Here is a 23,256-nt window from a genome sequence, read left to right as displayed (position 1 = left end):
CAGTACGGCCGTGCCAACACAATAAGATTCGCTACTTTTCTTGCTAGGGGACTTGGTGATGATCAAGAAATACCTTTCGCGACTGCTGGTCGGTGTGACCGCCCTGGTCGCCGTGACCGCGGCCCAGGCGGGCGCCATCGATGACGCGGTCAAGCGTGGCACCCTGCGGGTGGGCATGGACCCGACTTACATGCCGTTCCAGATGACCAACAAGCGTGGCGAGATCATCGGCTTCGAAGTCGATATCCTCAAGGCCATGGCCAAGTCCATGGGCGTGAAGTTCGAGGCCGTGTCCACCGCCTATGACGGCATCATCCCGGCGCTGCTGACCGACAAGTTCGACATGATCGGCAGCGGCATGACCCTGACCCAGGAGCGTAACCTGCGTCTGAACTTCAGCGAACCCTTCATCGTGGTTGGCCAGACCCTGCTGATCCGCAAGGAGCTGGCTGGCGAGATCAAGTCGTACAAGGACCTGAACAACGAGAAGTACCGCCTGACCTCCAAGCTTGGCACCACCGGCGAAATGGTCTCCAAGAAGCTGATCAGCAAAGCCAAGTACCACGGCTACGACAACGAACAGGAAGCCGTCATGGACGTGGTCAACGGCAAGGCCGACGCCTTTGTCTATGACGCGCCGTACAACGTGGTGGCGGTGGATAAAGCCGGTGCCGGCAAGCTGCTGTTCCTCGACGAGCCCTTCACCTACGAGCCGCTGGCCTTCGGCCTGAAGAAAGGCGACTACGACAGCATCAACTTCATCAACAACTTCCTGCACCAGATCAAGCACGACGGGACCTACGATCGTATTCACGACAAGTGGTTCAAGAACAAGGACTGGCTGAAGGAAATGGAATAAGGCTCAGGCCACAAGCCCGGCTTTATGACCCCGACGCGCAGGCAAACCCTGCGCGTTCGCATTTACGGAAGTACCCCACGTGATCAAACACAAGAAAGCCCAGTGGCCTTGGCATGGGTTGACCGCCCTGGTCCTGGTAGGCCTGGCGCTCAGCCTTTACATGGCCACCTCGATGATCTCCTACGAGTGGCGCTGGAACCGCGTACCGCAGTACTTCGCCTACAAGGCCGAGGAAACGCAACGCGCTGCTGGCTACGGCACTGTGCAGGAAATCGTCATTTCCGGTGACAACGCCCGCGTCACGCTGAAGGACGAAAGTGGTGCCGAGCAAGTGCTCGATGTGGACAAGGACAGCCTGCAACTGAGCCGCGGCGACGATGTTGCCGAGGGCGACCAGATCGGGGTAACCCGCCATTGGGCCGCTGGCCCGCTGGCATGGGGCCTGTGGACCACCTTGTGGATCTCGGTGGTGTCCGGGGCGCTGGGCCTGGTGATCGGCCTGTTCGCCGGATTGTGCCGGTTGTCGAACAACCCGACCCTGCGCGACCTGTCGACCGTCTATGTCGAACTGGTGCGCGGCACGCCGCTGCTGGTGCAAATCTTCATCTTCTACTTCTTCATCGGCACCGTGCTCAACCTGTCCCGCGAGTTTGCCGGGGTAGCGGCGCTGGCATTGTTCACTGGTGCTTACGTGGCCGAGATCGTCCGTGCTGGCGTGCAGTCGATCGCCAAGGGCCAGAACGAGGCTGCCCGGTCGCTGGGCCTGAACGCTGGCCAGTCGATGCGCCATGTGATCTTGCCGCAGGCCTTCAAGCGCGTGCTTCCGCCCCTGGCCGGCCAGTTCATCAGCCTGGTCAAGGACACCTCGCTGGTGTCGGTGATCGCCATCACCGAACTGACCAAGAGTGGCCGTGAGGCTATCACCACCTCGTTCTCTACTTTCGAGATCTGGTTCTGCGTGGCAGGCCTGTACCTGCTGATCAACCTGCCGCTGTCGCACATCGCCAGCCGGCTCGAGCGGAGGCTTGCGCAAAGTGATTGAAGTCCGTGACCTGCTGAAAGTCTTCGACACCCGTGGCCAGGTGGTAAGGGCTGTGGATAACGTCACCACTCAGGTCGCCAAGGGCGAAGTGGTGGTCGTGCTCGGCCCGTCGGGGTCGGGCAAGTCGACGTTCCTGCGCTGCCTCAACGGCCTGGAGCATTTCGACCAAGGCCATGTGGCCATCGACGGCCTGCAACTGGCCGACCCCAAGACCGACATCAATGCCTACCGCCGCGAAGTCGGCATGGTGTTCCAGCACTTCAACCTGTTTCCGCACATGACTGTGCTGGAAAACCTGTGCCTGGCGCAGAAGGTGGTGCGCAAGCGCAACAAGGCTGACCGCGAAGCCAAGGCCCGGGCGTTGCTGGAGAAGGTGGGTATTTCGCAGAAGGCCAACGAGTACCCGTCGCGCTTGTCTGGCGGCCAGCAACAGCGGGTGGCGATTGCCCGGGCCCTGGCGATGGACCCGAAAGTGATGCTGTTCGACGAGCCGACCTCGGCGCTCGACCCGGAAATGGTCGGTGAGGTGCTGGACGTGATGAAGACCCTGGCCCAGGAAGGCATGACCATGGTCTGCGTCACCCATGAAATGGGCTTTGCCCGCGAAGTGGCTGACCGGGTGCTGTTCTTCGACCATGGCAAGCTGCTGGAAGATTCCGCGCCAGGCGCGTTCTTTGATTCGCCGAAGGACCCGCGCGCGCAGGCGTTCCTGCGCCAGGTATTGTGAAACTTGGTGGGCGGTAGAGCGTAGCCAACCCCCGAAACTCGCTTTCTGCGGGTTGGCTATTTCACTCATCCGTTGATTTGGAATACAGCTGGCAAATGAATAATTGCGTGGCTTAAGTGATTTTTCTAATTGCTTTTGAAGCTACATGAGGATATTTATTCGTTAGGTAATTTAGACGGCTGCGCGCTGCCTGAATTGCTATTTTGTTCTGTTCAACTCGCCACTTTGCTGCCTCAACTTTCGACGGTGTTTGCTCTAGTTGGAGGCGCTTTGTAGTCAACTGGTCATGCTTGGCTGCAAGCTTCCTCAATCCGGACGCTTTATTGGCGTAACCTGCGTATAAGTAATTTCCCTTGACGCCGTGCTTGCTATTTTCGTATATGACTGTTCCATCCATTTTGCTCATGTCGTCCATGAGCGCTAACATTTCCTCATTTATTTCTTGGAGTCTGGTATCAGTCGTTTGAATGTCTTGCTGTATCTGAGCGTGTTTTCTTTCTTCGTTTCCGACGTTAAACTCTAAATTTTCAGTGCTGTCTATGTGATGTTTCAAATTTTTTGAAGCTTTGACTAGAGACTTTCCAGCTTTCCAATCCTTGTAGCGCGCTATAAGTCCACGGGCATTTCCTGAAGGATCATTATAATTAATCGGGTCTCCCGCAGTATAAGCATATGCATTAAGATTTCCGGCCAAGAATATGCTGGCACGATCGGCAGAAATAAATCGCCTCAGACGGGGGCTGTATCCACGTTCTCCGCGGCCTAACAAGTACACGCCGAAATATTCCAGATACTCTCCGTTGAAGCCTGGTGTTACAGGTAAAGGACCAGTGCCGTAATTTCCATAAGCACAGTATGTCACGCTGTTGATGGCAGAACTCTGGGTCGAAACCAACACGGACTTTGCTCTGTCCAAAGCAATCAGGTTGGTCTCGGTAAAGAGTGACCCCCCTAGCTGGCACAGCGGAGTGCCGGCCGCGTTCATTACTCTTATTGAACTACCAGGCACTCCAATAGATGCGAGCCGATCATGCTCATAAAAGCGTAACTGACGATTAGCCATCAGAAGATTCCCTGTTGAATCATGACCTCAAGGATGCGGGCAGCAAGGTAGCCCCGACAACTGGCAAAAATGCCAGGTTGGTGCGCTCCGGTAATTCTTTATGCCCAAGCCTGGGTTGAACGGTCGAGGGGCTGCAAAGCAGCCCCGCTAACCTCAGATGCTGAACCGCCCAACCATCCCCCGCAATTGCTGCCCCAACTGCTCCAACTCCCCGCTCGAGGCTGCCGTCTGCTCACTGGCCGCACTGGTCTGATCCGAAACATCCCGCACATTGATCACACTTCGGTTGATCTGCTCGGCCACCACGCTCTGTTCCTCACTGGCGGTGGCGATCTGCTGGTTCATGCCCTGAATACTCGACACCGTGTCGGTGATCTGGCTCAGTGCGTGCCCGGCCCTGCGGCTCAGCTCCACGCTCTGTTCGGTCAGGCTCTTGCTACTGTCCAGCAAGCGGGTCACTTCGTCGGTACCGTTGTGCAGGCTGTCGATCAGTTGGCCGATCTCCTCGGTCGCCGTCGACGTGCGCTGGGCCAGGCCACGCACCTCATCGGCCACCACGGCAAAGCCGCGCCCGGCTTCACCGGCCCGTGCCGCTTCGATCGCTGCGTTCAGCGCCAGCAGGTTGGTCTGTTCGGACACCGACTTGATCACATCGAGGATGCTGCCAATCCGTTGGCTCTCGCCTGCCAGGTGCTGCATGGCCGCCAGGCAATGGTCCATCTGCCCGGCCAGTTGTTCGATACGGCCGATGGCTTCGGAGACTACCTGGTCACCCACCTGCGCCTGCTGGTCAGCGTTGGTCGCGGCCAGGGAGGCTTGCTCGGCGTTCTGTGCCACTTCCTGTACGGTGGCGCTCATCTGGTTCATGGCAGTCGCCACCTGGTCGGTTTCCTCGCGCTGCTGATTGATGCGCAGCTTGGTGTCTTCGCTACTGGCCGCCAACTGCGTGGCGGCCTGTGACAGCTGGCCGACACCCTGATCAATGCCGCCGATCAGCTCGCGCAGGCTCAAGGTCATCTCGCGCATGCTGGTTTGCAGCTGGCCCATTTCGTCGCGACGTTGCACGGTGTCGACCTGGCTCAGGTCCCCTTTGGCTATGCGGGCGGCCACAGCCAGCGTCTGGCGCAACGGCTGGGTGATCTGCAAGGTGATCAGCCAAGCCGCCAGAGCCCCTACCACCATTGCCAGTAGCGCCACACTGGTCAGCAGCGACCGGGCGGCCAGGGCCTCACTGTCGCGTTGTTCGACCTTGCGTTTGCCCAGTTCGAGGCTCACTGTTCGCAGCTCATTGCCCATGTTTTCCATGTTGTTCTGCAACTGCTCGACACGTACGGCGGCGCGGCGATACTGATCCAGGCTGGTGCGGTACTTGCTCAGCTCGACACCCGGTTGCTCACTGATGGCGCGTGGCAAGCCCAACGGCGCAAGGCCTTCAAGCAGTTGCGCAAGGCTACTGTCGGCGGCGTCGAGGGCGTTATCACCGACTTTGGCAAAATCCTCGACCGGGACGAAGGTGTAGGCTGGAACCAGGCTTTGCTGGTTGGCACCTTCGACATGCCGGCTGAGGGTGTCCATCAGGCCCAGCACACCACTTTGCTGACTGTCGTCAGGCATTTTCAGCAAGGCCTGGGTCTGCAGTTGGTCAATCGCCTCGCTGAGTGCATGCTCCTGCGACTGCAGGGCTTCGCGCAGGGCTACACGGCTGGCGACGCTGCGCTGCAGTTCGCTGAAGTTGTCGCGCAGGCTCTGCAACAATGCCATTTTTTCTGTCAGCAACTGCCGTGACTCATCGACGTTGCTGCGTTGTTGCAGGGTAGTGAGCATGCTGTTGAGCTGGTCGAGGATATTGCTGATGCGCGCTCTGCTGGCATCGTCGTTGAGCACGCGGTAGGTGATGCGTTCCGCGCGCAGGTCTTTTGTCAGGTCATTGATCAGGCCTATTTCGCTGAGTTGCTGTGAGCGCACGATGGCACCATCCAGGGCACGCCAGCCGCTGATGGTGGTGGCCAGGGTGAGCAGCAGGACCACGGCAAAGCCGAGGGCCAGCTTGGCGGCGACACTGATGTTGCCGAGCTTGCGGTTGAGGGAGCCAAGCATGGGGAATCTCCGAGCGAGTGAGAGAAAGGATGCAGGCGCATGGCTGGCATCACATCTCTGCCCATCGGCAGCGGAGCTGTAGGACTTGACCTGATAATCAAGTAGGAAATTTCGCCGCGAACAGTAGGATATATTTCGTCCTGTGCCGGTCTCTTCGCGGCGGCAATGGTGAACGGCGGGGGGAGATTGGCCAGCAGGCCCGTCCTCTTCGCGGGTAAACCCGCTCCTACGACGGCCTGTGCATGTGTGTAGGAGCGGGTTTACCCGCGAATACGGTGGTGCCGGCAACGGTGAACGGCGGGTGGAGATTGGCCAGCCGGCTTGGCCCATTAGCGGGTTTACCCGCGAAGAGGCCCGACCGGGCGACCGCTAGTTCAGATCACAGCCTGAACCGCCCAACCAACCCTTGCAAATGGGTACCCAACCGCGCCAGTTCCACGCTGGAGCTGGCCGTCTCCTCACTGGCTGCCGAGGTCTGGTCGGAAATATCACGCACATTCATCACGCTGCGGTTGATTTCTTCGGCCACCGCCGTCTGCTCCTCGGCCGCCGTGGCAATCTGCTGGTTCATCGCCTGGATCGACGACACCGTGCGGGTGATGGTTTCCAGCGAGCTGCCGGCGCGGCGGGTCAGCTCGACGCTGCTGTCGGTCAGTTGGCGGCTGTTGTCCATCACGCTGGCCACCCGTTGGGTGCCGCTTTGCAGGCCGGCAATCAACTCTTCGATCTCTTCGGTCGACTGCTGTGTGCGCTGGGCCAAGCTGCGCACTTCGTCGGCAACCACGGCAAAGCCACGCCCGGCCTCACCGGCGCGGGCGGCTTCGATTGCCGCGTTGAGGGCCAGAAGGTTGGTTTGCTGGGCCACCGATTTGATTACGTCGAGTACGCTGCCGATCTTGTCGCTCTCGGTCTTGAGCAGGTTCATCGCTTCGCTGGAGTTGACCACTTCGCTGGCCAGGCGCTCGATCTGTGCCACTGCCTCGCCCACCACGCGATCACCCTCGCGGGCCTGCTGATCGGCCATCAAGGCGGCTTCCGAAGCCTGTTCGGCATTGCGTGCCACTTCGTGCACGGTGGCAGTCATCTGGTTCATCGCAGTCGCCACCTGGTCGGTTTCGACCTTCTGGTTGTTGACCCCCGCGCTGGTCTGTTCTGTCACCGCCGACAGCTCCTCGGCAGCGCTGGCGATCTGCGTGACGCCGTCGCCAATGCCGCCGATCAGTTCACGCAAACCTTGGGTCATGCGATGCATGCTGGCCTGCAATTGGCCCAGTTCGTCGCGGCGTTGCACCTGCAGGCTCTGGGTCAGGTCTCCGCTGGCCACACGCTCTGCGGCGCGCAGTGTTTGGCGCAGCGGGATGATGATTTGCCGGGTAATGGCCCAGGCGGCCAGCAGGCCAAGGGCCAGTGCCAGCACGGTGGCAACCGTGAGCAGTGTTTTGGCCTGCGCGGCAGCGGCATCGCGCACCTCGGTTTGCGAAGCGGTCATCATCTGGCTGGTCTGCAGCAGTACCGTGCCTTGTTCAACCATGCGTTGCAGCGCTTGCTCGCTGGCGAGCTGGGCATTGCCGAACTGGGTCACCGCATCGCGGTAGCCGCCCATGGCTGTGGCGGCATCATCCAGGCTGGCAGCATGTTCGGCTGGCACTTTGGCCGGCAGGGCGCGCAGTTCGGCCAAGGCCTGGTCGATGGCCTTCAGTGCCGTTTGCTGGTAATCGGCATTGCCGCTGTAGGTGTAGCCACGCACCTGGAAACGCGCTTGTTGCAGCAGGGCGCTGACGTCCACCGCGTGCTGGTACTGATTGATGTCAGCGCCTTGCAGCAGGCTACGCTGTACGCGGCCTATCAGATCCACGGCCTTATCGGCGCTGCTACCCAGTACATCACGGCTGGCTTCGCGGCGTTGGTCGGCCTGTTTCAGCTCGTTGAATGCCTGCTGGTAGATGCGCACTGCCTCGCGTTGCTGTTCGAGGCGTTGGCGATCGGCGGGTTGTTCGATCTGGCCAAGCATCAGCTGCACCTGGCGGTCGAGGTTGCTCAGGGCTTTTTCCAGTTCTGCCAGCGAAGCGTCGTCGCGGCGGCGATCATACTGCTGGCGGGCGATGCGCAATTCCTGGGTGTATTGCTGGATGACCGAGATGTTTCCCAGTTTGTCGCCACGGTCGATGATGCTGTCCATGCCGTGCCAGCCGGTCAGGGTAATCGCCAAGGTCAACAGCAGCACCAGGCCGAAACCCAGCCCCAGTTTGCGATTGACGCTCACATTGCCCAGCGATTGGGCTAACCATTGATACATGTTCGACTCCCCGGCGGCTTGGCAGCACAAATAATTGTATTGTTGCCAAGGCCATCGGCCCGGGAGGGGGAATCTTGATGGGCGAAGAAGGGGTGTTTGTGTCAGAAAATACGCGAAAGCAGCGCGGTGACGGCGGTCTCCACCCGCAAGATGCGATCACCCAGCTGTACCGGCGCCAGGCCTGCCTTGCCCAGCAGGTCGACCTCGTAGGGGATCCAGCCACCCTCAGGGCCGATGGCCAGGGTAACGGCTTGTTCTACGGCGCGCGGACAGGCTGGGTAAGGGCCGGGGTGGCCGACCAGGCCTAGGGTGCCGGCGGCGATGGTGGGCAGGCGGTCTTCGACAAAAGGCTTGAAGCGCTTTTCGATGATCACCTCGGGCAGCACGGTGTCACGCGCCTGTTCCAGGCCCAGGATCAGGTTCTCGCGAATGGTGTCGGGCTGAAGAAAGGGCGTTTGCCAGAAGCTTTTCTCGACCTTGTAGCTGTTCAGCAGGATCAGCCGCGGCACGCCCAGCGTGGCCACGGTCTGGAACAGCCGTCGCAGCATTTTGGGCCGAGGCACCGCCAGCACCAGGGTCAGCGGCAGCTTCGCCGGTGGCTGCTGGTCGAAGGCCACTTCAAGTTCGGCTTCGTGCTTTTCCAGGCGCAGCACCGTGGCCTTGCCCATCAGGCCGTTGATACGGCCCACGCGCAGGTTGTCGCCCACTGCCACGCGGTGGATTTCCTGCATATGGGTGAAGCGCCGATCAGCAAGAACGACGCGGTTGGCCGAGACGAAGTCGGCCTCTTCAAGAAGCAACAGGTTCACGGTTGGGTCGCTGGTGGCTGGTCGTTATGGTCGTCGGCGGTTTCGTCGTGGGCGCTGCGCTTGCGGATCAGGCTGCCGCACAGCACGCCGATCTCGAACAGCAGCCACATGGGCACGGCCAGCAGGGTCTGGGAGAAGATGTCCGGTGGGGTGAGGACCATGCCGACCACGAAGCAGCCGATGATCACATACGGGCGGACTTTCTTCAGATACTTCACGTCGACCACGCCGATCCACACCAGCAGCACCACCGCCACCGGGATTTCGAAGGCCACGCCAAAGGCGAAGAACAGCGTCATCACGAAGTCGAGGTAGCTTGCGATGTCGGTCATCATCGCTACGCCTGCCGGGGTGGCAGCGGCGAAGAACTTGAACATCAGCGGGAACACAAGGAAATAGGCAAAGGCCATGCCGGCGTAGAACAGCAGGATGCTCGATACGAGCAGCGGAATGGCAATGCGCTTCTCGTGACGGTACAGCCCGGGGGCGATAAAGCCCCAGATCTGCTGGAGGATGAACGGGATGGCCAGGAACAGCGCCACTATCATGGTCAGCTTGAACGGCGTGAGGAACGGCGAGGCCACATCGGTGGCGATCATCGTTGCATTGGCCGGCAAGTGCTCGCGCAGTGGCGCGGAAACCAGTGTGTAGATCTGCTGGGCGAAGGAGAACAGCCCGGCAAAGATCAGGAAAATGACGGCAACGCAGCGCAGCAGGCGGGTGCGCAGTTCGGTCAGGTGCGAAACCAGCGGCATTGGCTGGTCGTGTTCCGGATTCTCGCTCATGGGGCTCGCGGCGGTTGAGGCGGTTGAGGCGGTTCAGACGGTGCGGCCGGGGCAGCGGGTGCTTCGACCGGCCTGGCTTCGAGCCCGGCAGGTGGCTGCACGCTGGCCGTGGTGACCGGCGGCTGTGCGGGTGGCGTCATTGGGTTGAGGATACGCTTGGCTTCCTCTTCCATCTGCAGGATGTGCTCGTTATGCAGTTGGCGGCGGATGTCGTCGGCGCCTATTTCGCGCTCCACTTCCATCTTGATGCTGTTGAAGCTGCGCTTGAGCCGGCCGATCCACAGCCCTGCCGTGCGCGCGGCACCCGGCAGGCGCTCGGGGCCGAGCACCAGCAGGGCGACCAGGCCGACGAGCAGCAGCTCGCTGAAACTCATGCCGAACATGGGTCAGTCTTTCCGCTGCGGCTCTTGGACCGGGTGGGCCTGGCCTTCGATGGTATGGCCTTGCTGCGGCTGCGCGGTGTTTTGCACCGGTGGCACAGGCTGCGCAGGCGGCGGAGTCTGCTCGGCCGGCTTGGTCTCTTCTTCGTTCATGGCCTTGCGGAAGCCCTTGATCGACTCGCCCAGGTCGCTGCCGAAGTTCTTCAGCTTCTTGGTGCCGAACACCAGGACCACGACGACCAGCAGGACGATCCAGTGTTTCCAGTCAAAGATACCCATTTCGTACTCCTGAAAATTGTGTGTACAGCATATCGATGCGGCAACCCGGCGCCTGTGGGAGCGGGCGTCCCCGATAAAACATCAGGCAGATGGCTGGCGTGCGGCCTTTTCATCATGCCCGGAAAGCCCGAAGCGGCGTTCCAGTTCATCCAGCACGGCTTGCGGATGCTGGCCCAGCGCGCTGAGCATCACCAGGCTATGAAACCACAGGTCGGCGGTTTCGTAGATGACATCGCTGTAATCCTTGCTGATCTGGGCATCCTTGGCCGCAATGATCGTTTCGACCGACTCTTCGCCGAGTTTTTCAAGGATCTTGTTCAGGCCCTTGTGGTACAGGCTGGCCACGTAAGAGCTGTCAGGCGCCGCTTGCTTGCGTTCTTCAAGCACTTCGGCCAGGCGGTTGAGGGTGTCGCTCATGTCAGTGTCCTGCGCTGTAGATATCATCCGGGTCCTTCAGAACCGGGTCGACGATTTTCCACTGGCCGTCTTCAAAGACGCGGTAGAAGCAGCTTTCACGACCGGTATGGCAGGCGATATGGCCCAGTTGCTCGACCATCAGGATGATCACGTCGGCGTCACAGTCCAGGCGCAACTCATGCAGCTTTTGCACATGCCCGGACTCCTCGCCTTTACGCCACAGCTTGCCACGCGAACGCGACCAGTAGATGGCACGCTGCTCGGCGGCGGTCAGGGCCAGCGATTCACGGTTCATCCAGGCCATCATCAGCACGCGTCCGGTCTTGTGGTCCTGGGCGATCGCCGGTACCAGGCCATCGCTGTTCCACTTGATCTCGTCCAGCCAGTCTTTCATCGTCGACTCCAAAGCGGGCCCGCTCCTGTGCCGGGCCCTTTGCGCTAGTGTGCCAGCCACAGGCGCGGCTGGCTATTGGCGCACGATCAGGTAAAGGCCCGCAGCCAGCATCAGCCAGGCGGGCCAGGCGGCCGGGGCGGCCAGGCTGGCGGTTTCGGCAGCGCCTGCGGCCAAGACTGCGCCACCGCCAAGCAGGCCGGCACCCAGCAGGCGCAGCGCCCAGCGGTCGCCCTGGCGGCGTCGTTCCGGCAATTGTGGATCGTGCAGGTGAGGCTGCGACAGGCGTTCGAGCAGGTCGCGGGTCATGCCGGCCAAGTGCGGCAGTTGCTCTACCTGGCTGTGCAGGTTGCCGAATACGGCCTTGGGGCTATAGCGGTCGCGCATCCAGCGTTCGAGGTACGGCTTGGCGGTGCTCCACAGGTCCAGGTCGGGGTACAGCTGACGGCCCAGACCTTCGATGTTGAGCAGGGTTTTCTGCAGCAATACCAGCTGTGGCTGCACTTCCATGTTGAAGCGCCGTGCAGTCTGGAACAGGCGCATCAGTACCTGCCCGAAGGAAATATCTTTTAACGGTTTCTCGAAGATCGGCTCGCACACGGTGCGAATCGCTGCTTCGAACTCGTTGACCTTGGTGTTTGCCGGCACCCAGCCCGAGTCGATGTGCAACTGGGCGACGCGGCGGTAGTCACGCTTGAAGAAGGCAAACAGGTTGCGCGCCAGGTAGTCCTGGTCCTCGGCGGTGAGGCTGCCGACGATGCCGCAGTCGATGGCAATGTACTGCGGGCTCCACGGTTTGACCGTGCTGACGAAGATGTTGCCGGGGTGCATGTCGGCATGGAAGAAGCTGTCGCGGAACACCTGGGTGAAGAACACTTCCACGCCGCGCTCGGCCAGCAGCTTCATGTCGGTGCGCTGGTCGGCCAGGGTGGCCATGTCGGTCACCGGTACGCCGTAGATACGCTCCATCACCAGCACCTTGGGGCGGCACAGGTCCCAGTACACCTGGGGCACGTACATCAGCTCGGAGTCTTCGAAGTTGCGCCGCAGCTGGCTGGCGTTGGCAGCTTCGCGCAGCAGGTCGAGCTCGTCGTAGATGGTTTTTTCGTAGTCGCCGACGATTTCCACCGGGTGCAGGCGACGGGCATCCGCCGAGGCGCGTTCGGCGGCCTTGGCGATCAGGAACAGCCAGGCCAGGTCCTGGGCGATGACCGGCTTCAGGCCCGGGCGCACCACCTTGACCACCACTTCTTCGCCAGTTTTAAGGCGCGCAGCGTGCACCTGGGCCACCGAGGCCGAGGCCAGTGGCTCGACGTCGAAGCGGCTGAACACCTCGCCGACCTTCGCACCGAGCTGTTCCTCGATCAAGGCCACGGCTTGTTTCGGGTCGAACGGTGGCACACGGTCCTGCAACAGCATCAACTCGTCGGCGATGTCGGGGGGCAGGAGATCGCGGCGGGTGGACAGCAGTTGGCCGAACTTGATGAAGATCGGCCCCAGGTCCTGCAGTGCCAGGCGCAGGCGCGCGCCACGGCTGAGTTCGGTGGGCTTGCGTGGCAGCCAGCGCCACGGCATCAACAGGCGCAGGCTGGCCAGCCACCAGGGCAGCAAGGGTTGGTCGAACAGCAGGTCATCGAGGCGGTAGCGGATCACCACACGCTGGATGCGAAAAAGACGTCGGACGGCGAGCAGCTTCATGCGTTATCGCTGGTATCAAGGGATCGGGACAGGCGCCTGAGGCGCGCTTCGAGGCGTTCTGTATCAAGCTTCAAGGCATCGAGCTCGCTGAAGGCGGCTTCGGCCTCGCGCTTGCCGACCAGGGTACGGGATTCTTCGGCCAGGTATTCGGACAGGTTCTGGCTGAACCGTGCTAGGCCTTGGCGAGTCCAGCGAGCGCGCAGGCGGATATGGCCGGCCAGCATTGCCGTGGCGACCGGGCCAAGCCAGCGTTGCAGCTCGTGCTCCCAGTCCAGCTCCAGGTCCTGCAGCACACCGAACAGGTCGAGCAGTACGGCGCTGTCGCCGTGCAGTTCGACCTGCGGGCTGTGCAGCACGGCGGTCTTGTCCTTGGCCAGGGCCAGTTGCGCCAGGCTACCGGCGGGGGCGCGCAGGCTGCAATCGACCTCACCCTGCCAATGGGCGGCGAGCATCAGGCCCTCCTCATCGGGCAGGATGAACACCTGCAGGGCCGGTTGGCGGCAGTCGATCTCGATGACCTTGCCTTCCAGCGCGGCCAGCCGCGGCAGGGCCGTGCTGTCCAGGCGCAGGACGCGGTTCAGGCCATGTTCGACGCTGGCGAGCAGCCCGGCCAGCAACATCAGGGCTTGATCCCCCGGTGCACGGCAACGATGCCGCTGGTCATGTTGTGGTAGGTGACGCGGTCGAAACCGGCCTCGACCATCATGCTCTTCAGGGTTTCCTGGTCCGGGTGCATGCGGATCGACTCGGCGAGGTAACGGTAGCTCTCGGCGTCATTGGTGATCAGCTTGCCAGCCAGCGGCATGAAGGCGAACGAGTAGGCGTCGTAGGCCTTGGACATCAGCTTGTTGGTCGGCTTGGAGAACTCCAGGATCAACAGGCGGCCACCGGGCTTGAGCACGCGCAGCATCGAACGGATGGCGGCGTCCTTGTGGGTGACGTTGCGCAGGCCGAAAGCGATGGTCACGCAGTCGAAGTGGTTGTCCGGGAACGGCAGCTTTTCAGCGTCGGCCTGGACGAACTCGATGTTGCCGGCCACGCCACGGTCAAGCAGGCGGTCACGGCCAACCTTGAGCATCGAATCGTTGATGTCGGCCAGCACCACCTGCCCGGTCGGCCCGACAAGACGCGAGAACTTGGCCGCCAGGTCACCGGTACCGCCGGCGATGTCCAGCACGCGGTTGCCGCTGCGCACGCCCGACAGCTCGATGGTAAAGCGCTTCCACAGGCGGTGCATGCCGCCGGAAAGCACGTCGTTCATCAGGTCGTACTTGGCTGCTACCGAGTGGAACACTTCGGCGACTTTTTTCGCCTTCTGGCTTTCAGGCACGTCCTGGTAGCCGAAATGGGTGGTGGGTTCGGCGTGGTCGCCTTTGCGCTGGTCGTTCATATCGCTTCACCGGAAAAAATTACCGCCATTCTAGGGCGAACGGGCGGATTTGTCTTGGCGGGGTGTGCCAGTCGGCAGGGGCGGGCATAATGCTCATTATGTCTACATCTTCAGGAACGCCCGCATGACCCAGATCAGCGTCGAACGCAAACACTCCCTCGGCCGTGATGCCGCCCGCGCCAAGGCCGAAGCGCTGGTCGACAAGCTCAGCCGTGAGTACGACCTCAAGGCCACCTGGAACGGTGACCGCGTGGACGTTGCGCGCAGTGGCGCCAATGGCAGTGTGCACATTGGCGACGACAGCATCCGTGTCGAATTGAAGCTGGGCATGATGCTGTCGATGATGAGCGGCACCATCAAGGGTGAGATCGAGCGGGCGCTGGACAAGGCCCTGGCCTGAGCCAGAGCCGCTCTCAGATTACTGCGGCGCGTCCGCCGGAAAGGGAATGATGCCAATCACCTGCTCCAGGCGCAGATCGCCGCGGTAGATCGCGATGCGCTCGCGTGCGTCTGCGGCCTGCTCGAGCATGGCCTTTCGGCCCCTTACGCCTGCATCCCAGAATTTGAGGTGGCCCTTGACGAAGTCATGCCCCCTCGCTTCGAGGCTGGGGTAGTGAAAATGCGCCTCCCACAATACCCGCTGTGGCGCTTGCACATCGCGAATCTCGTAGACGTCGAGGTAATCATTGGCGTGACGTAGCTGCCGGCGAATCACGGTCTGCCTGATCCGAATTCGCTTCTGCTCAGCCAGGAAGCGAAGGGCCTTGCCGTCGGGATGGCGGGTGTTCAGATACGCGTCGGTGAGCAGCCGAAGCCTTTCGTGATGGACGCGCTCTACCGCTGCCCGAAGGAGGTCGACCAAGCTGGAATCCAGTGGATTGTTCAGCTCGGTCAGTTGCTGCTGCACTTCGCGCATGTCACCTGCAGGCCATTCCAGAAAGTCGGCCAGGCTGTTGGGCTCATCGGCATAGTGCGCGGCGAAGGCGATTTTCCCATCCACCTCTGCCAGCAGGCGGCTTGCGCGCTGGCGCAGCTGTGCCCGGTCGTGCTGGGCCGGCCGCGCTTGCTCAGGCACGGCATGCCACACCCCGTCGCGTTGCGCGAAACTGCCCGCAGGCTCCTGGTTGAATGCACTGCGCTGGATGGCCCGATTGCCCATTTGGTCGATTTCCACCAGCAGCGGTCGACCTCGGTCAACACGGATGACCCGGCGCCTGATCGTTGCGGGGCGATGGTAGGGCGTTGGCGAGGGGGGGCTGATGCCGCTGTCGAGGTTGGTCAGGTTCGCGCTCAGTTGCTGCTCCGTGATCTGGGTAATGCTGGACAGTTCGCGTATGTATTCGTCCAGCACGTCAGCGACCAGCGCAGGCGAGTCCAGTGTCCTCATGTATTGGGCGCGATCCAGCACGGTACGGTATTTCTGAAGGATATCCTCAAGCAGTTCGGCTTTGACCTGGGCCGTCTCTTCGGTGGCTGCCAGCCCGTCGTGGCTCCATATTGTGCGGCTGAATTCGATGCCGCTGAGCGGCGCGCGCATCGCAAGCAAATGCTCGGCCGTGTCCGCAGAGAGCCGGGTCTTGTCCACGGCGAGGTAGGCCAGGTCACTGAGCAGCTGGGCCCGAATGACCAGTGTCGAATACGTCCTGCGTCGAATGGTCTGGGCGAGTTTCGTGGCTTTATTGGGAAAATCGATCTTGGGGTCCTGCAGTGTTTCCGCCAGGATCCGATCCAGCCGCTGGCTGACGACAAGCAGGCGGCGGCTGGCCTGGCTGGAATCGCGGACCCGTTCGCGATAATCGAGGTATTGCTGAATCTGCTCGGCAGTCTCTGGAACGCGGGGCAGCCCGATGGACTGTGCGCTCAGTGCCTGGTGGTCGACCTGCTCCAGCAAGCGGCGGCACAGCAGCATGTCGTTTTCGATGGCTGCACCGTACCAATTGCCGTATCGGCGTCGGTTCGGGGCTCGGGTGTCGAATTTGCTGAACCGGGGTTCAGCCATCTCCTTGAATACTTCGATGTTTCCATGCAGCAGCGTGCTCTGCCGTTCCAGGTAGAGCGCGGATGCCCTGATTTCCGGCAAATGGCGCAGGCGTTGGGCTTTGAGTGCTTGCCTCTGAACCTGCAATGCTGGCGGCGGTGAAGCGCGCTCATGTGCAGGTAATGCATCGATAGCCAGGCTGTATTCCAGCGCGAGGTCGTCATAAGCCTGCAGTTGTACTTGGCTGCGTTCCATCAGTGGTGCCATCTGATTCAGCGCTTGTTGGTTAGCCGTGGCGGTTGCGCTCAACGTGTCGAACCGCTGGCGGTTTTCCGCGTTGATGGATTGCCTGTTCCTTGGCATGCCGCCAAAGAGGGTCAGATTCAAAGTCCATTGGCCATGCCAGCGCGTCAACCAGGGGCCTTTCTGGCGTTCACGACCAACGATATGGTAGCCGTCCGGGGCGCCATTCCATTGGGACACCCATTCGCTGCTGCTCGGCTCTGGGCCGATGATCTGCATGCCGTTCCAGGTCTCGATGACCTCATAGACGTCATCGCCCAACTTGACGTAGTAACGGCCGGCGATATTGAACAACCCACGCAAACGGCCCTTTATCAGTGGCGCGTGCCCTTCCAGCGACTGCGAGGCTTGCAGCTGGGCCATTGCCTGGCGTTCCTGTACCGACAGGTTGCTCAGGCGCTGCTCGTCATGCCAGCTTTCTACCCGCACGCGCGTAGGCTGCGGCGCCTCGACGGGGGCCTGCCACGGTTTCTCCTGTGGCTGCTCTAGCGCTGGGGCTGGGGATTCTTCCTTCGGTGCAGGGCCTGAAAAACGCAACGTAGCGGCCGCTTCGCTGTTGGCAGGTGGCGTTGCGGGGCGGTGCGCAAGGAGCAAGGCCAGGTTGGTGAGAAGGTCTATGGCGGCGACGATCTTATCGTCACCGCTGCGCTTGATCAGCGCCTCCACGTCTTCCTTGGCCGCCGACAGCGCCACGACCAGCCATAGCAGGGTGGTCATCGGGCCATGCCAAAGTTGGGTGACGGTATTGAAGATCGCCCAGGTAGCCTCCTTCACCAAAGCCCGCACTTCCTGGGCATTGGAGACGCTGTTGCTGGCTGAGGCCAATAACATGGTGTCGATGCGGGCGTTGAACAGGTGGGTGTCCAGATCATCCGTCCAGGCTTGGAACGAGGCCTGAACCGGGCGTCTTAGGCGTTGCAAAAGACTGTCCAGCAGCTCGACCGGCACATTGAGCAGGTGCGTCAGTTTGGTAATGTTCGGGTGCAAGTGCGGGTGCTTGAACCCGTCGTTCTGGTAAATCGGGCGCGCGTCATCGTCGAGCCAGGCCAATACGCTCTCTTGCAGTTCGCCCCTGCTGCGGATTGCGTCCATCAGCAATTCGAGGTTCGGAAATTCCTGCAACGCCCTGTCGGCATAGAATGGGCGGTACAAGACCCAGCTGCCGCTTGCCGGTATTTCGATGATGAACATCCCGTGCGCCACATCGCTTGCCGAAGCGCCAGGCGCGCAAAGGAACGCCAGGGGGGCGATGCGCAGAAGGTCCACGCCATTGTCCATGCCCTGGCAGAACCTGAGCATTGCCTGGCTTGCCGCTTCGCCAAGCTGTCGCTCGATCTTGGCCTTCAGCGTGCTGAACCGAAGGGCGTAACGCCATTCCCTGGCATGCTGGCGGATTCGCTCGGCTCTGCGCGGCTGGGTGTTGACTTGGTCCTTCAGGTAGGAGGGGTAGTGGCCGCCGATGTCGACCTGATGAATCAGGCCCCTGATCTGGTCGATGCTCAGCCAGTCGGTCACAGGCGAGCCGTCCTCGAAGTTCATCCCGCTCATCACCTCGCCAGCCTCCAGCCGCAGGCGTGAAATCGCCAGGTCGGTCAGGGAAACCGAGTACAAGAACAGTGACTGCCCTTGTGTAGCGGCGCCGATGATGGCCTGGGAAATGCGGATGCGCACCTTGTTCGGGTCGTGTACCGCCTTGTCTGGGTAGCTGGTCTGCAGGGTCTCACGCAAGCGGCGAGCGGCGTAATCACGGATATCTTCAACATCGCCCAGCGATGTGCGACCCTTCGACCGACCTTGGTTCGCCGCCAGATCTAGCAGTGCAGTGTGATAGGCGTAGCGGTCATCAGCGCTGGCATTGAGCAGCCATCGCGGTGGGCTGACAGCGGGTGCAGTTCGTTCCTGCGAAGGCAGGTCGAAGAAGTAAGCTGACGGGTCGCTCACCTGGCGCAGTTGTCGCTCCAGTTCGTCGACGGTTGCCAGGCCACCAAGACGCAGGCGTCCGATGTCGTCAAGGATATCGTTCAGCAGCTGCCTGGCCTGGAAGGCGAAAGGGCGTCCGATCACCGGTGTGTGCGCCCAGGACAACGCTTCGAAGCGATAGCGTTGCGCTAGCTGCCGTTGCAGCGCGGTGGCAAAGCTGGGCAGGTCGACATGGCGGTGAACCGAACCGCAGGGTTTGCATTGCAGAACCAGGTTGCGGGTGCCACTTGTGGTGATGAGCAACAGATCCGGTAGGGTGACGGTGCGTGCCTCGCCCTCCGTTCCGAGCGTGACTTGTATCGCCTCGACAGCCAGGCTGTCGAATACCCCGTCGAGCAGTGCGTACATTGCAGCTTTTTCATCATCTGCCAGGCCTTGGCCAGGGAGGTTCTCGAGCAATGCGGCCTTGATGGTGTGTTCCAGCCAGAGCATGCGCGAGACTTGGCTGTCTTCGTCGAGCCCGTTCCAGAAGCCGATCTGGGCTTGCTGGAAGGCGGTTATCAACGCACCAAGCACTGTATCGAAGTCATCGTTGAGCTTCGTCAGGTCAGGGATGATTTCGGGTTGGCGGAGGTTGTCCGGGCCTTGCTGCTGAATTTGAAACACATGGGGTGGGCTGATGCTCAGCTTGTCTGCGGCGCTTAGTTGCACACGTTCCTTGGCCAGAAAATGCCTGAGAAGCTCGTCCGGCAGCCCGCTCTGACGTGGGAGATCACCTGTGCTGGCCGGTGCATGCAAGATGACGAAAGGATCGAGCGATGTGATGTGAGGGTGGTTGCGATGCAACCATGGATACCGGTCGCTGAAAGTCTGGAATGCTTCTTTTGATAAAACGTCCCGCAGGCTGGGTCGTTTGGAGAAACAGGCTGCCACGCTTTGCTTGAACGTCAGCCTGGGTGGGTTTGCTACAGCAGTCATGGCGTCGATGTCCGTGAGGTGAAGCCTGCGACGCTAGCGCTATGGTCAACGGGGCTTGCGGTATATAGATGCGACAACGACGACCTTAGGGTGAGGTTTCTAATTTTCTTCCCTACCTTAATGCTCAAGCCCAGCCTCCATGGGCGGTTTTCCACCACTCATGAGCATGAGGTACACAGCATGGCCAAAGTGATTGTGAAGAAAAAAGACGAAGCCCTGGGCACGCTTGGCGAGGTGCGCGGCTATGCGCGCAAGATCTGGCTGGCCGGTATCGGCGCCTACGCCCGCGTTGGTCAGGAAGGCTCTGACTACTTCAAGGAGCTGGTCAGGGCGGGTGAAGGTGTCGAGACTCGCGGCAAGAAGCGCATCGACAAAGAGCTCGATGCCGCCAACCACCAGCTTGATGAAGTCGGTGAAGAAGTGAGCCGCGTACGCGGCAAGGTAGAAATTCAACTCGACAAGATCGAAAAAGCTTTCGACGCACGGGTCGGTCGCGCCTTGAATCGCCTGGGTATTCCGTCTAAACATGACGTTGAGGCGTTGTCGATCAAGCTTGAACAGTTGCATGAGCTGCTTGAGCGCGTCGCGCACAAACCATAAGGAGAGCAGGATGGCTGGCAAGAAGAACACCGAAAAAGAAGGCAGCTCCTGGGTCGGCGGGATCGAGAAATACTCCCGCAAGATCTGGCTGGCGGGGCTGGGTATCTATTCGAAGATCGACCAGGACGGCCCGAAGCTGTTCGACTCGCTGGTGAAGGATGGCGAGAAGGCCGAGAAGCAGGCGAAAAAGACGGCTGAAGATGTTGCCGAGACTGCCAAGTCTTCGACCACTTCGCGGGTGTCGGGCGTGAAGGACCGTGCGCTGGGCAAGTGGAGCGAACTTGAAGAAGCCTTCGACAAGCGCCTTAACAGCGCCATCTCTCGCCTTGGCGTGCCGAGCCGCAACGAGATCAAGGCACTGCACCAGCAGGTGGACAGCCTGACCAAGCAGATCGAGAAGCTGACCGGTGCTTCGGTTACGCCGATTTCGTCGCGCGCTGCAGCAACCAAGCCGGCTGCAAGCAAGGCTGCGGCCAAGCCACTGGCCAAGGCAGCAGCCAAGCCTGCGGCGAAAACGGCGGCGGCCAAACCTGCTGGCAAAACCGCAGCGGCCAAACCCGCAGCCAAAACCGCAGCGGAAAAACCTGCAGCCAAGCCAGCAGCCAAGCCTGCAGCGGCCAAACCTGCGGCAGCCAAGAAACCTGCGGTGAAGAAAGCTCCAGCCAAACCGGCAGCGGCCAAACCAGCAGCACCAGCTGCCAGCGCTGCGCCTGCAGCGACCACAGCACCGGCAACTGCCGCCACCCCGGCCAGCAGCACGCCGTCGGCACCGACTGGCACCGGTACCCTGATCTGATACTGCGTCGCTTTCTTCGCGGGCTCGCCCGCTCCCACAGGTACAGCGCAGATCCGAACATCAGCGCAGACCCTGTGGGAGCGGGCATGCCCGCGAAGGCCCCACCACGGATCTGCTCGGCCTACCCCTCCAGGTACTTCACTGCCAGCTGCTCCGCCGCCGCCCGGGCCTGGGCCTGCAGATGCGGCGCCACCAGCATCATCACCTGATACACCACGATCCCCACATCCCCCTCGCGCCCCAGCACACGCTGGTAATCCAGCGAGAACATCAGCGTCAGTGTGATCTGCTCAACCAGTTGCCCCAGCGCCTGGGTATCACTCTCTACCAGCCCCTGGCTCTTGAGGCTGGCCAACAGCGCCGCCAGCGTGCGTTTGATTGCATTGATCAGGCTGCGCATGCCTCGGGCGAGCTTGGGCAGGCGACCGGTCAGGTTGGACAGGTCCTGGAACAGGAAGCGGTACTGAGCCATGCGCTCGACGATCAAGTGCAGAAACAGCCAGTAATCCTCTGCGTCCAGCCGCACCTCCAGCGGCGGGTCCAGCAACGGCATCAACGCTTCCTCAAAACGCTCGAACAAGCCCAGTACCAAGGGCTCCTTGCCATGGAAGTGGTAGTACAGGTTGCCTGGGCTGATGCCGAGTTCGTTGGCAATTTCCAGGGTGGATACGTTGGGTTCGCCCTGCTGGTTGAACAACTGCAGGGCGCATTCAAGGATACGGTCGCGGGTTTTCATCCAGTCAGCAGCTCATCGGGTCAGCACGTAGGTGCCTGGCGCGGGGCCTAGCGGTGGGTAAGTGGCGTTGCCCAGTTCAGTGCGGGGCGCCTTGAGCAGGCCGGAGCGGGCGGTGATCCACTCCAGCCACAATGGCCACCAGCTGCCTTCGCTGCGCTTGGCGTCGTGGAACCAGGCGCGTGGGTCGCTGCTCAGCTTGGGGTTGGCCAGGTAGTAGGCCTTGGGGTTGCCTGGCGGGTTGATGATGCTCTGGATATGCCCGCTGTTGGCCAGCACGAAGCGCCGCTCGCCACCCAGCAGCAAGGCCGAGCGGTACACCGCATCCCATGGTGTGATGTGGTCGTTGCTGCCGGCCACGGTAAAGCTGTCGATATTGACCTGCTGCAGGTCGATCGGCGTACCGCACACCTCCAGCCCGGACGCGTAGGTCAAGGGGTTGAGCTTGAAAAACTCCAGCAGGTCGCCATGCAGCGCGGCGGGCAGGCGCGTGCTGTCGGCATTCCAGTACAGGATGTCGAACGCCGGCGGTGTCTTGCCGAGCAGGTAGTTGTTGACCCAGTAATTCCAGATCAGGTCGTTGGGCCGCATCCAGGCGAAGATCCGCGCCACTTCGCCACCGTCCAGCACGCCACGCTGATAGGAGCGTCGCTTGGCCGCTTCGATGGTCTGCTCATCGGCGAACAGGCTGGCCGGGCTTTCGAACTTGCTGTCCAGCAAGCTGACCAGATACGTGGCACTGCGCACCCGGCGCAATTGCTTCTTGGCTTGCAGATGGCCTTGCAGTGCGGCCATGGTCAGGCCGCCGGCACAGGCGCCCATCAGGTTGGGGTCGCGGTTGCCGCTGATACTGCGGCAGGCATTGAGCGCTTCCTCCAGGGCTTGCACGTAGCTGGAAAGGCCCCATTCACGGTGGCGTGGGTCGGGGTTGCGCCAGCTGATCATGAACACCTGCAAGCCGCTTTTGAGCATGTACTGGACGAAGCTGTTGGTGGCGCTGAGGTCGAAGATGTAGAACTTGTTGATCTGAGGCGGTACGACCAGCAGTGGGCGTGCGTGCTGCTTTTCGCTCATCGGCGAGTACTGGATCAGCTCCAGCAGCTCGTTGCGAAATACCACTGCGCCAGGGGTTGCGGCCAGGTTGACGCCCACTTCGAAGGCGCGCTCGTCCACCTGACGCGGCAGCCCATCGTTGTGACGCAGGTCGTCGAGCAGGTGGGCCACGCCGCGCACCAGGCTCTGGCCGCCGGTGTTGAACAGCTCCTTGACCGCCAACGGATTGAGCAGTGAGTTGCTGGGCGCCAGCGCATCGTTGATCAGGTTGAACAGGAAGTGGGCGCGGGCTCGATCATCGTCGTTCAAATGGCTTTCATCGATCCACTGGCGTGTCTGCTTCTGCCAGGCCAGATAGGCCTGCAGGCCGCGGCGATAGAACGGGTTCTGGCTCCAGGTCGGGTCACTGAAGCGTGCGTCACGCGGGTTCGGCTGGTAGGGCGTGTCCCCCAGCATTACCCGCCCCAACTGCCCGCCAAGCGCCAGCAGATGATGCGCGGTATGCAGCGGGTGGCGCAGGCCGTGGCGGCCGACGTTGCGCAGCGTGGAAAGCAGGTCGCGGCCGCGCAGGCCGAGGATGGCGTTCTGCACGTTCATGCGGGTGGCGGGGAGCGTTGTCGATCCTTTGGCCGGTTTGTCTGTCATGGCAACACTCCCTCGTC

At 61.4% G+C, this 23,256-nt stretch carries 21 protein-coding genes and 2 pseudogenes; 6 read left to right on the top strand and 17 right to left on the bottom strand.

What is annotated here, in order from left to right:
• Positions 1-61: 61 nt before the first annotated feature.
• The 3 genes from PRJ_RS25480 (at position 62) to PRJ_RS25470 (ending at position 2,628) form a co-directional block, all read left to right on the top strand.
• The gene (locus PRJ_RS25480; protein WP_026031986.1) at positions 62-859 is read left to right on the top strand and encodes a transporter substrate-binding domain-containing protein; all 798 of its coding nucleotides are present in this window, start codon (positions 62-64) and stop codon (positions 857-859) included.
• 79 nt (positions 860-938) lie between these two features.
• Positions 939-1,901: an amino acid ABC transporter permease gene (locus PRJ_RS25475; protein WP_010955582.1), complete on the top strand. Its 963-nt coding sequence runs from the start codon at positions 939-941 to the stop codon at positions 1,899-1,901.
• Entirely contained in the window at positions 1,894-2,628 is a 735-nt protein-coding gene (locus tag PRJ_RS25470; protein ID WP_064491104.1) for an amino acid ABC transporter ATP-binding protein, read from the top strand. The genes PRJ_RS25475 and PRJ_RS25470 overlap by 8 nt, the downstream gene beginning before the upstream one ends.
• Before the next feature lie 112 nt (positions 2,629-2,740).
• Here PRJ_RS25470 and PRJ_RS25465 read toward each other — a convergent pair whose 3' ends face one another.
• The 14 genes and pseudogenes from PRJ_RS25465 to ubiE form a co-directional block, all read right to left on the bottom strand.
• Positions 2,741-3,691, bottom strand: a complete 951-nt coding sequence (locus tag PRJ_RS25465; protein ID WP_104962693.1) for an RHS repeat-associated core domain-containing protein — start codon at positions 3,689-3,691, stop codon at positions 2,741-2,743.
• A 153-nt stretch (positions 3,692-3,844) separates the two neighbouring features.
• Entirely contained in the window at positions 3,845-4,549 is a 705-nt protein-coding gene (locus PRJ_RS30795) for a methyl-accepting chemotaxis protein (RefSeq protein ID WP_371321098.1), read from the bottom strand.
• Positions 4,550-4,699: 150 nt separating this feature from the next.
• Positions 4,700-5,788: pseudogene (locus PRJ_RS30790) on the bottom strand (methyl-accepting chemotaxis protein); the annotation flags it as partial.
• A 379-nt stretch (positions 5,789-6,167) separates the two neighbouring features.
• Entirely contained in the window at positions 6,168-6,881 is a 714-nt protein-coding gene (locus tag PRJ_RS30785; protein ID WP_371928153.1) for a methyl-accepting chemotaxis protein, read from the bottom strand.
• Between the two features lie 141 nt (positions 6,882-7,022).
• Positions 7,023-7,967 (bottom strand): annotated as a pseudogene (locus PRJ_RS30780) (methyl-accepting chemotaxis protein); the annotation flags it as partial.
• 218 nt (positions 7,968-8,185) lie between these two features.
• Positions 8,186-8,893 (bottom strand): 16S rRNA (uracil(1498)-N(3))-methyltransferase, encoded by a 708-nt coding sequence (locus PRJ_RS25450; RefSeq protein ID WP_020192065.1) that lies wholly within the window; start codon positions 8,891-8,893, stop codon positions 8,186-8,188.
• Positions 8,890-9,678 carry a twin-arginine translocase subunit TatC gene (gene tatC, locus PRJ_RS25445; protein WP_104962691.1) on the bottom strand — a complete coding sequence of 263 codons (789 nt, stop codon included), beginning with the start codon at positions 9,676-9,678 and terminating at the stop codon, positions 8,890-8,892. Before tatC ends, PRJ_RS25450 begins: the two co-directional genes overlap by 4 nt.
• Positions 9,675-10,061, bottom strand: a complete 387-nt coding sequence (gene tatB, locus PRJ_RS25440; RefSeq protein WP_104962690.1) for a Sec-independent protein translocase protein TatB — start codon at positions 10,059-10,061, stop codon at positions 9,675-9,677. The genes tatC and tatB overlap by 4 nt, the downstream gene beginning before the upstream one ends.
• 3 nt (positions 10,062-10,064) lie before the next feature.
• Positions 10,065-10,337, bottom strand: a complete 273-nt coding sequence (locus PRJ_RS25435; protein WP_010955575.1) for a twin-arginine translocase TatA/TatE family subunit — start codon at positions 10,335-10,337, stop codon at positions 10,065-10,067.
• A gap of 81 nt (positions 10,338-10,418) precedes the next feature.
• Entirely contained in the window at positions 10,419-10,754 is a 336-nt protein-coding gene (locus tag PRJ_RS25430; protein WP_003249283.1) for a phosphoribosyl-ATP diphosphatase, read from the bottom strand.
• A gap of 1 nt (position 10,755) precedes the next feature.
• Entirely contained in the window at positions 10,756-11,148 is a 393-nt protein-coding gene (gene hisI / locus PRJ_RS25425) for a phosphoribosyl-AMP cyclohydrolase (RefSeq protein ID WP_104962689.1), read from the bottom strand.
• Positions 11,149-11,220: 72 nt separating this feature from the next.
• Entirely contained in the window at positions 11,221-12,843 is a 1,623-nt protein-coding gene (ubiB, locus tag PRJ_RS25420; protein WP_104886965.1) for a ubiquinone biosynthesis regulatory protein kinase UbiB, read from the bottom strand.
• Positions 12,840-13,463, bottom strand: coding sequence for an SCP2 domain-containing protein (locus tag PRJ_RS25415; protein ID WP_104886966.1), 624 nt, complete (start codon positions 13,461-13,463; stop codon positions 12,840-12,842). Before PRJ_RS25415 ends, ubiB begins: the two co-directional genes overlap by 4 nt.
• Positions 13,463-14,233, bottom strand: coding sequence for a bifunctional demethylmenaquinone methyltransferase/2-methoxy-6-polyprenyl-1,4-benzoquinol methylase UbiE (gene ubiE, locus PRJ_RS25410; RefSeq protein ID WP_004576729.1), 771 nt, complete (start codon positions 14,231-14,233; stop codon positions 13,463-13,465). The genes PRJ_RS25415 and ubiE overlap by 1 nt, the downstream gene beginning before the upstream one ends.
• A gap of 124 nt (positions 14,234-14,357) precedes the next feature.
• On the opposite strand from ubiE, the gene PRJ_RS25405 reads away from it, so the two are divergent.
• Positions 14,358-14,633: a polyhydroxyalkanoic acid system family protein gene (locus PRJ_RS25405; RefSeq protein WP_003249289.1), complete on the top strand. Its 276-nt coding sequence runs from the start codon at positions 14,358-14,360 to the stop codon at positions 14,631-14,633.
• An 18-nt stretch (positions 14,634-14,651) separates the two neighbouring features.
• Here PRJ_RS25405 and PRJ_RS25400 read toward each other — a convergent pair whose 3' ends face one another.
• A complete protein-coding gene (locus tag PRJ_RS25400) occupies positions 14,652-19,145 on the bottom strand; it encodes a hypothetical protein (protein ID WP_371928130.1) in 4,494 nt (1,497 codons plus the stop codon).
• A 447-nt stretch (positions 19,146-19,592) separates the two neighbouring features.
• Here PRJ_RS25400 and PRJ_RS25395 point away from each other — a divergent pair, with 447 nt between their 5' ends.
• Positions 19,593-20,012 carry a phasin family protein gene (locus PRJ_RS25395; RefSeq protein ID WP_014592667.1) on the top strand — a complete coding sequence of 140 codons (420 nt, stop codon included), beginning with the start codon at positions 19,593-19,595 and terminating at the stop codon, positions 20,010-20,012.
• A gap of 10 nt (positions 20,013-20,022) precedes the next feature.
• A complete protein-coding gene (locus PRJ_RS25390; RefSeq protein ID WP_010955570.1) occupies positions 20,023-20,808 on the top strand; it encodes a phasin family protein in 786 nt (261 codons plus the stop codon).
• Between the two features lie 121 nt (positions 20,809-20,929).
• Here PRJ_RS25390 and PRJ_RS25380 read toward each other — a convergent pair whose 3' ends face one another.
• On the bottom strand, positions 20,930-21,544 hold the full coding sequence (locus PRJ_RS25380) for a TetR/AcrR family transcriptional regulator (protein WP_010955569.1): 615 nt from the start codon (positions 21,542-21,544) through the stop codon (positions 20,930-20,932).
• Between the two features lie 12 nt (positions 21,545-21,556).
• Positions 21,557-23,239, bottom strand: coding sequence for a class II poly(R)-hydroxyalkanoic acid synthase (phaC, locus tag PRJ_RS25375; protein ID WP_104962687.1), 1,683 nt, complete (start codon positions 23,237-23,239; stop codon positions 21,557-21,559).
• Between the last annotated feature and the right edge of the window lie 17 nt (positions 23,240-23,256).

Origin of the sequence: Pseudomonas sp. XWY-1, assembly GCF_002953115.1 — a bacterium.
GTDB lineage: Bacteria > Pseudomonadota > Gammaproteobacteria > Pseudomonadales > Pseudomonadaceae > Aquipseudomonas > Aquipseudomonas alloputida.
The sequence above is the reverse complement of the archived record's forward strand: the minus strand, read 5'-3'. Positions and strand labels throughout refer to the sequence as shown.

What these genes read in the sequence shown, in the direction of transcription:
- PRJ_RS25465 (WP_104962693.1), bottom strand. Translation starts at nt 3,691, where the DNA reads ATGGCTAATCGTCAGTTACGCTTTTATGAGCATGATCGGCTCGCATCT.
- PRJ_RS30795 (WP_371321098.1), bottom strand. Translation starts at nt 4,549, where the DNA reads ATGAGCGCCACCGTACAGGAAGTGGCACAGAACGCCGAGCAAGCCTCC.
- PRJ_RS30785 (WP_371928153.1), bottom strand. Translation starts at nt 6,881, where the DNA reads ATGAACCAGATGACTGCCACCGTGCACGAAGTGGCACGCAATGCCGAA.
- tatC (WP_104962691.1), bottom strand. Translation starts at nt 9,678, where the DNA reads ATGAGCGAGAATCCGGAACACGACCAGCCAATGCCGCTGGTTTCGCAC.
- tatB (WP_104962690.1), bottom strand. Translation starts at nt 10,061, where the DNA reads ATGTTCGGCATGAGTTTCAGCGAGCTGCTGCTCGTCGGCCTGGTCGCC.
- PRJ_RS25435 (WP_010955575.1), bottom strand. Translation starts at nt 10,337, where the DNA reads ATGGGTATCTTTGACTGGAAACACTGGATCGTCCTGCTGGTCGTCGTG.
- PRJ_RS25430 (WP_003249283.1), bottom strand. Translation starts at nt 10,754, where the DNA reads ATGAGCGACACCCTCAACCGCCTGGCCGAAGTGCTTGAAGAACGCAAG.
- hisI (WP_104962689.1), bottom strand. Translation starts at nt 11,148, where the DNA reads ATGAAAGACTGGCTGGACGAGATCAAGTGGAACAGCGATGGCCTGGTA.
- ubiB (WP_104886965.1), bottom strand. Translation starts at nt 12,843, where the DNA reads ATGAAGCTGCTCGCCGTCCGACGTCTTTTTCGCATCCAGCGTGTGGTG.
- PRJ_RS25415 (WP_104886966.1), bottom strand. Translation starts at nt 13,463, where the DNA reads ATGTTGCTGGCCGGGCTGCTCGCCAGCGTCGAACATGGCCTGAACCGC.
- ubiE (WP_004576729.1), bottom strand. Translation starts at nt 14,233, where the DNA reads ATGAACGACCAGCGCAAAGGCGACCACGCCGAACCCACCACCCATTTC.
- PRJ_RS25405 (WP_003249289.1), top strand. Translation starts at nt 14,358, where the DNA reads ATGACCCAGATCAGCGTCGAACGCAAACACTCCCTCGGCCGTGATGCC.
- PRJ_RS25395 (WP_014592667.1), top strand. Translation starts at nt 19,593, where the DNA reads ATGGCCAAAGTGATTGTGAAGAAAAAAGACGAAGCCCTGGGCACGCTT.
- PRJ_RS25390 (WP_010955570.1), top strand. Translation starts at nt 20,023, where the DNA reads ATGGCTGGCAAGAAGAACACCGAAAAAGAAGGCAGCTCCTGGGTCGGC.
- PRJ_RS25380 (WP_010955569.1), bottom strand. Translation starts at nt 21,544, where the DNA reads ATGAAAACCCGCGACCGTATCCTTGAATGCGCCCTGCAGTTGTTCAAC.
- phaC (WP_104962687.1), bottom strand. Translation starts at nt 23,239, where the DNA reads ATGACAGACAAACCGGCCAAAGGATCGACAACGCTCCCCGCCACCCGC.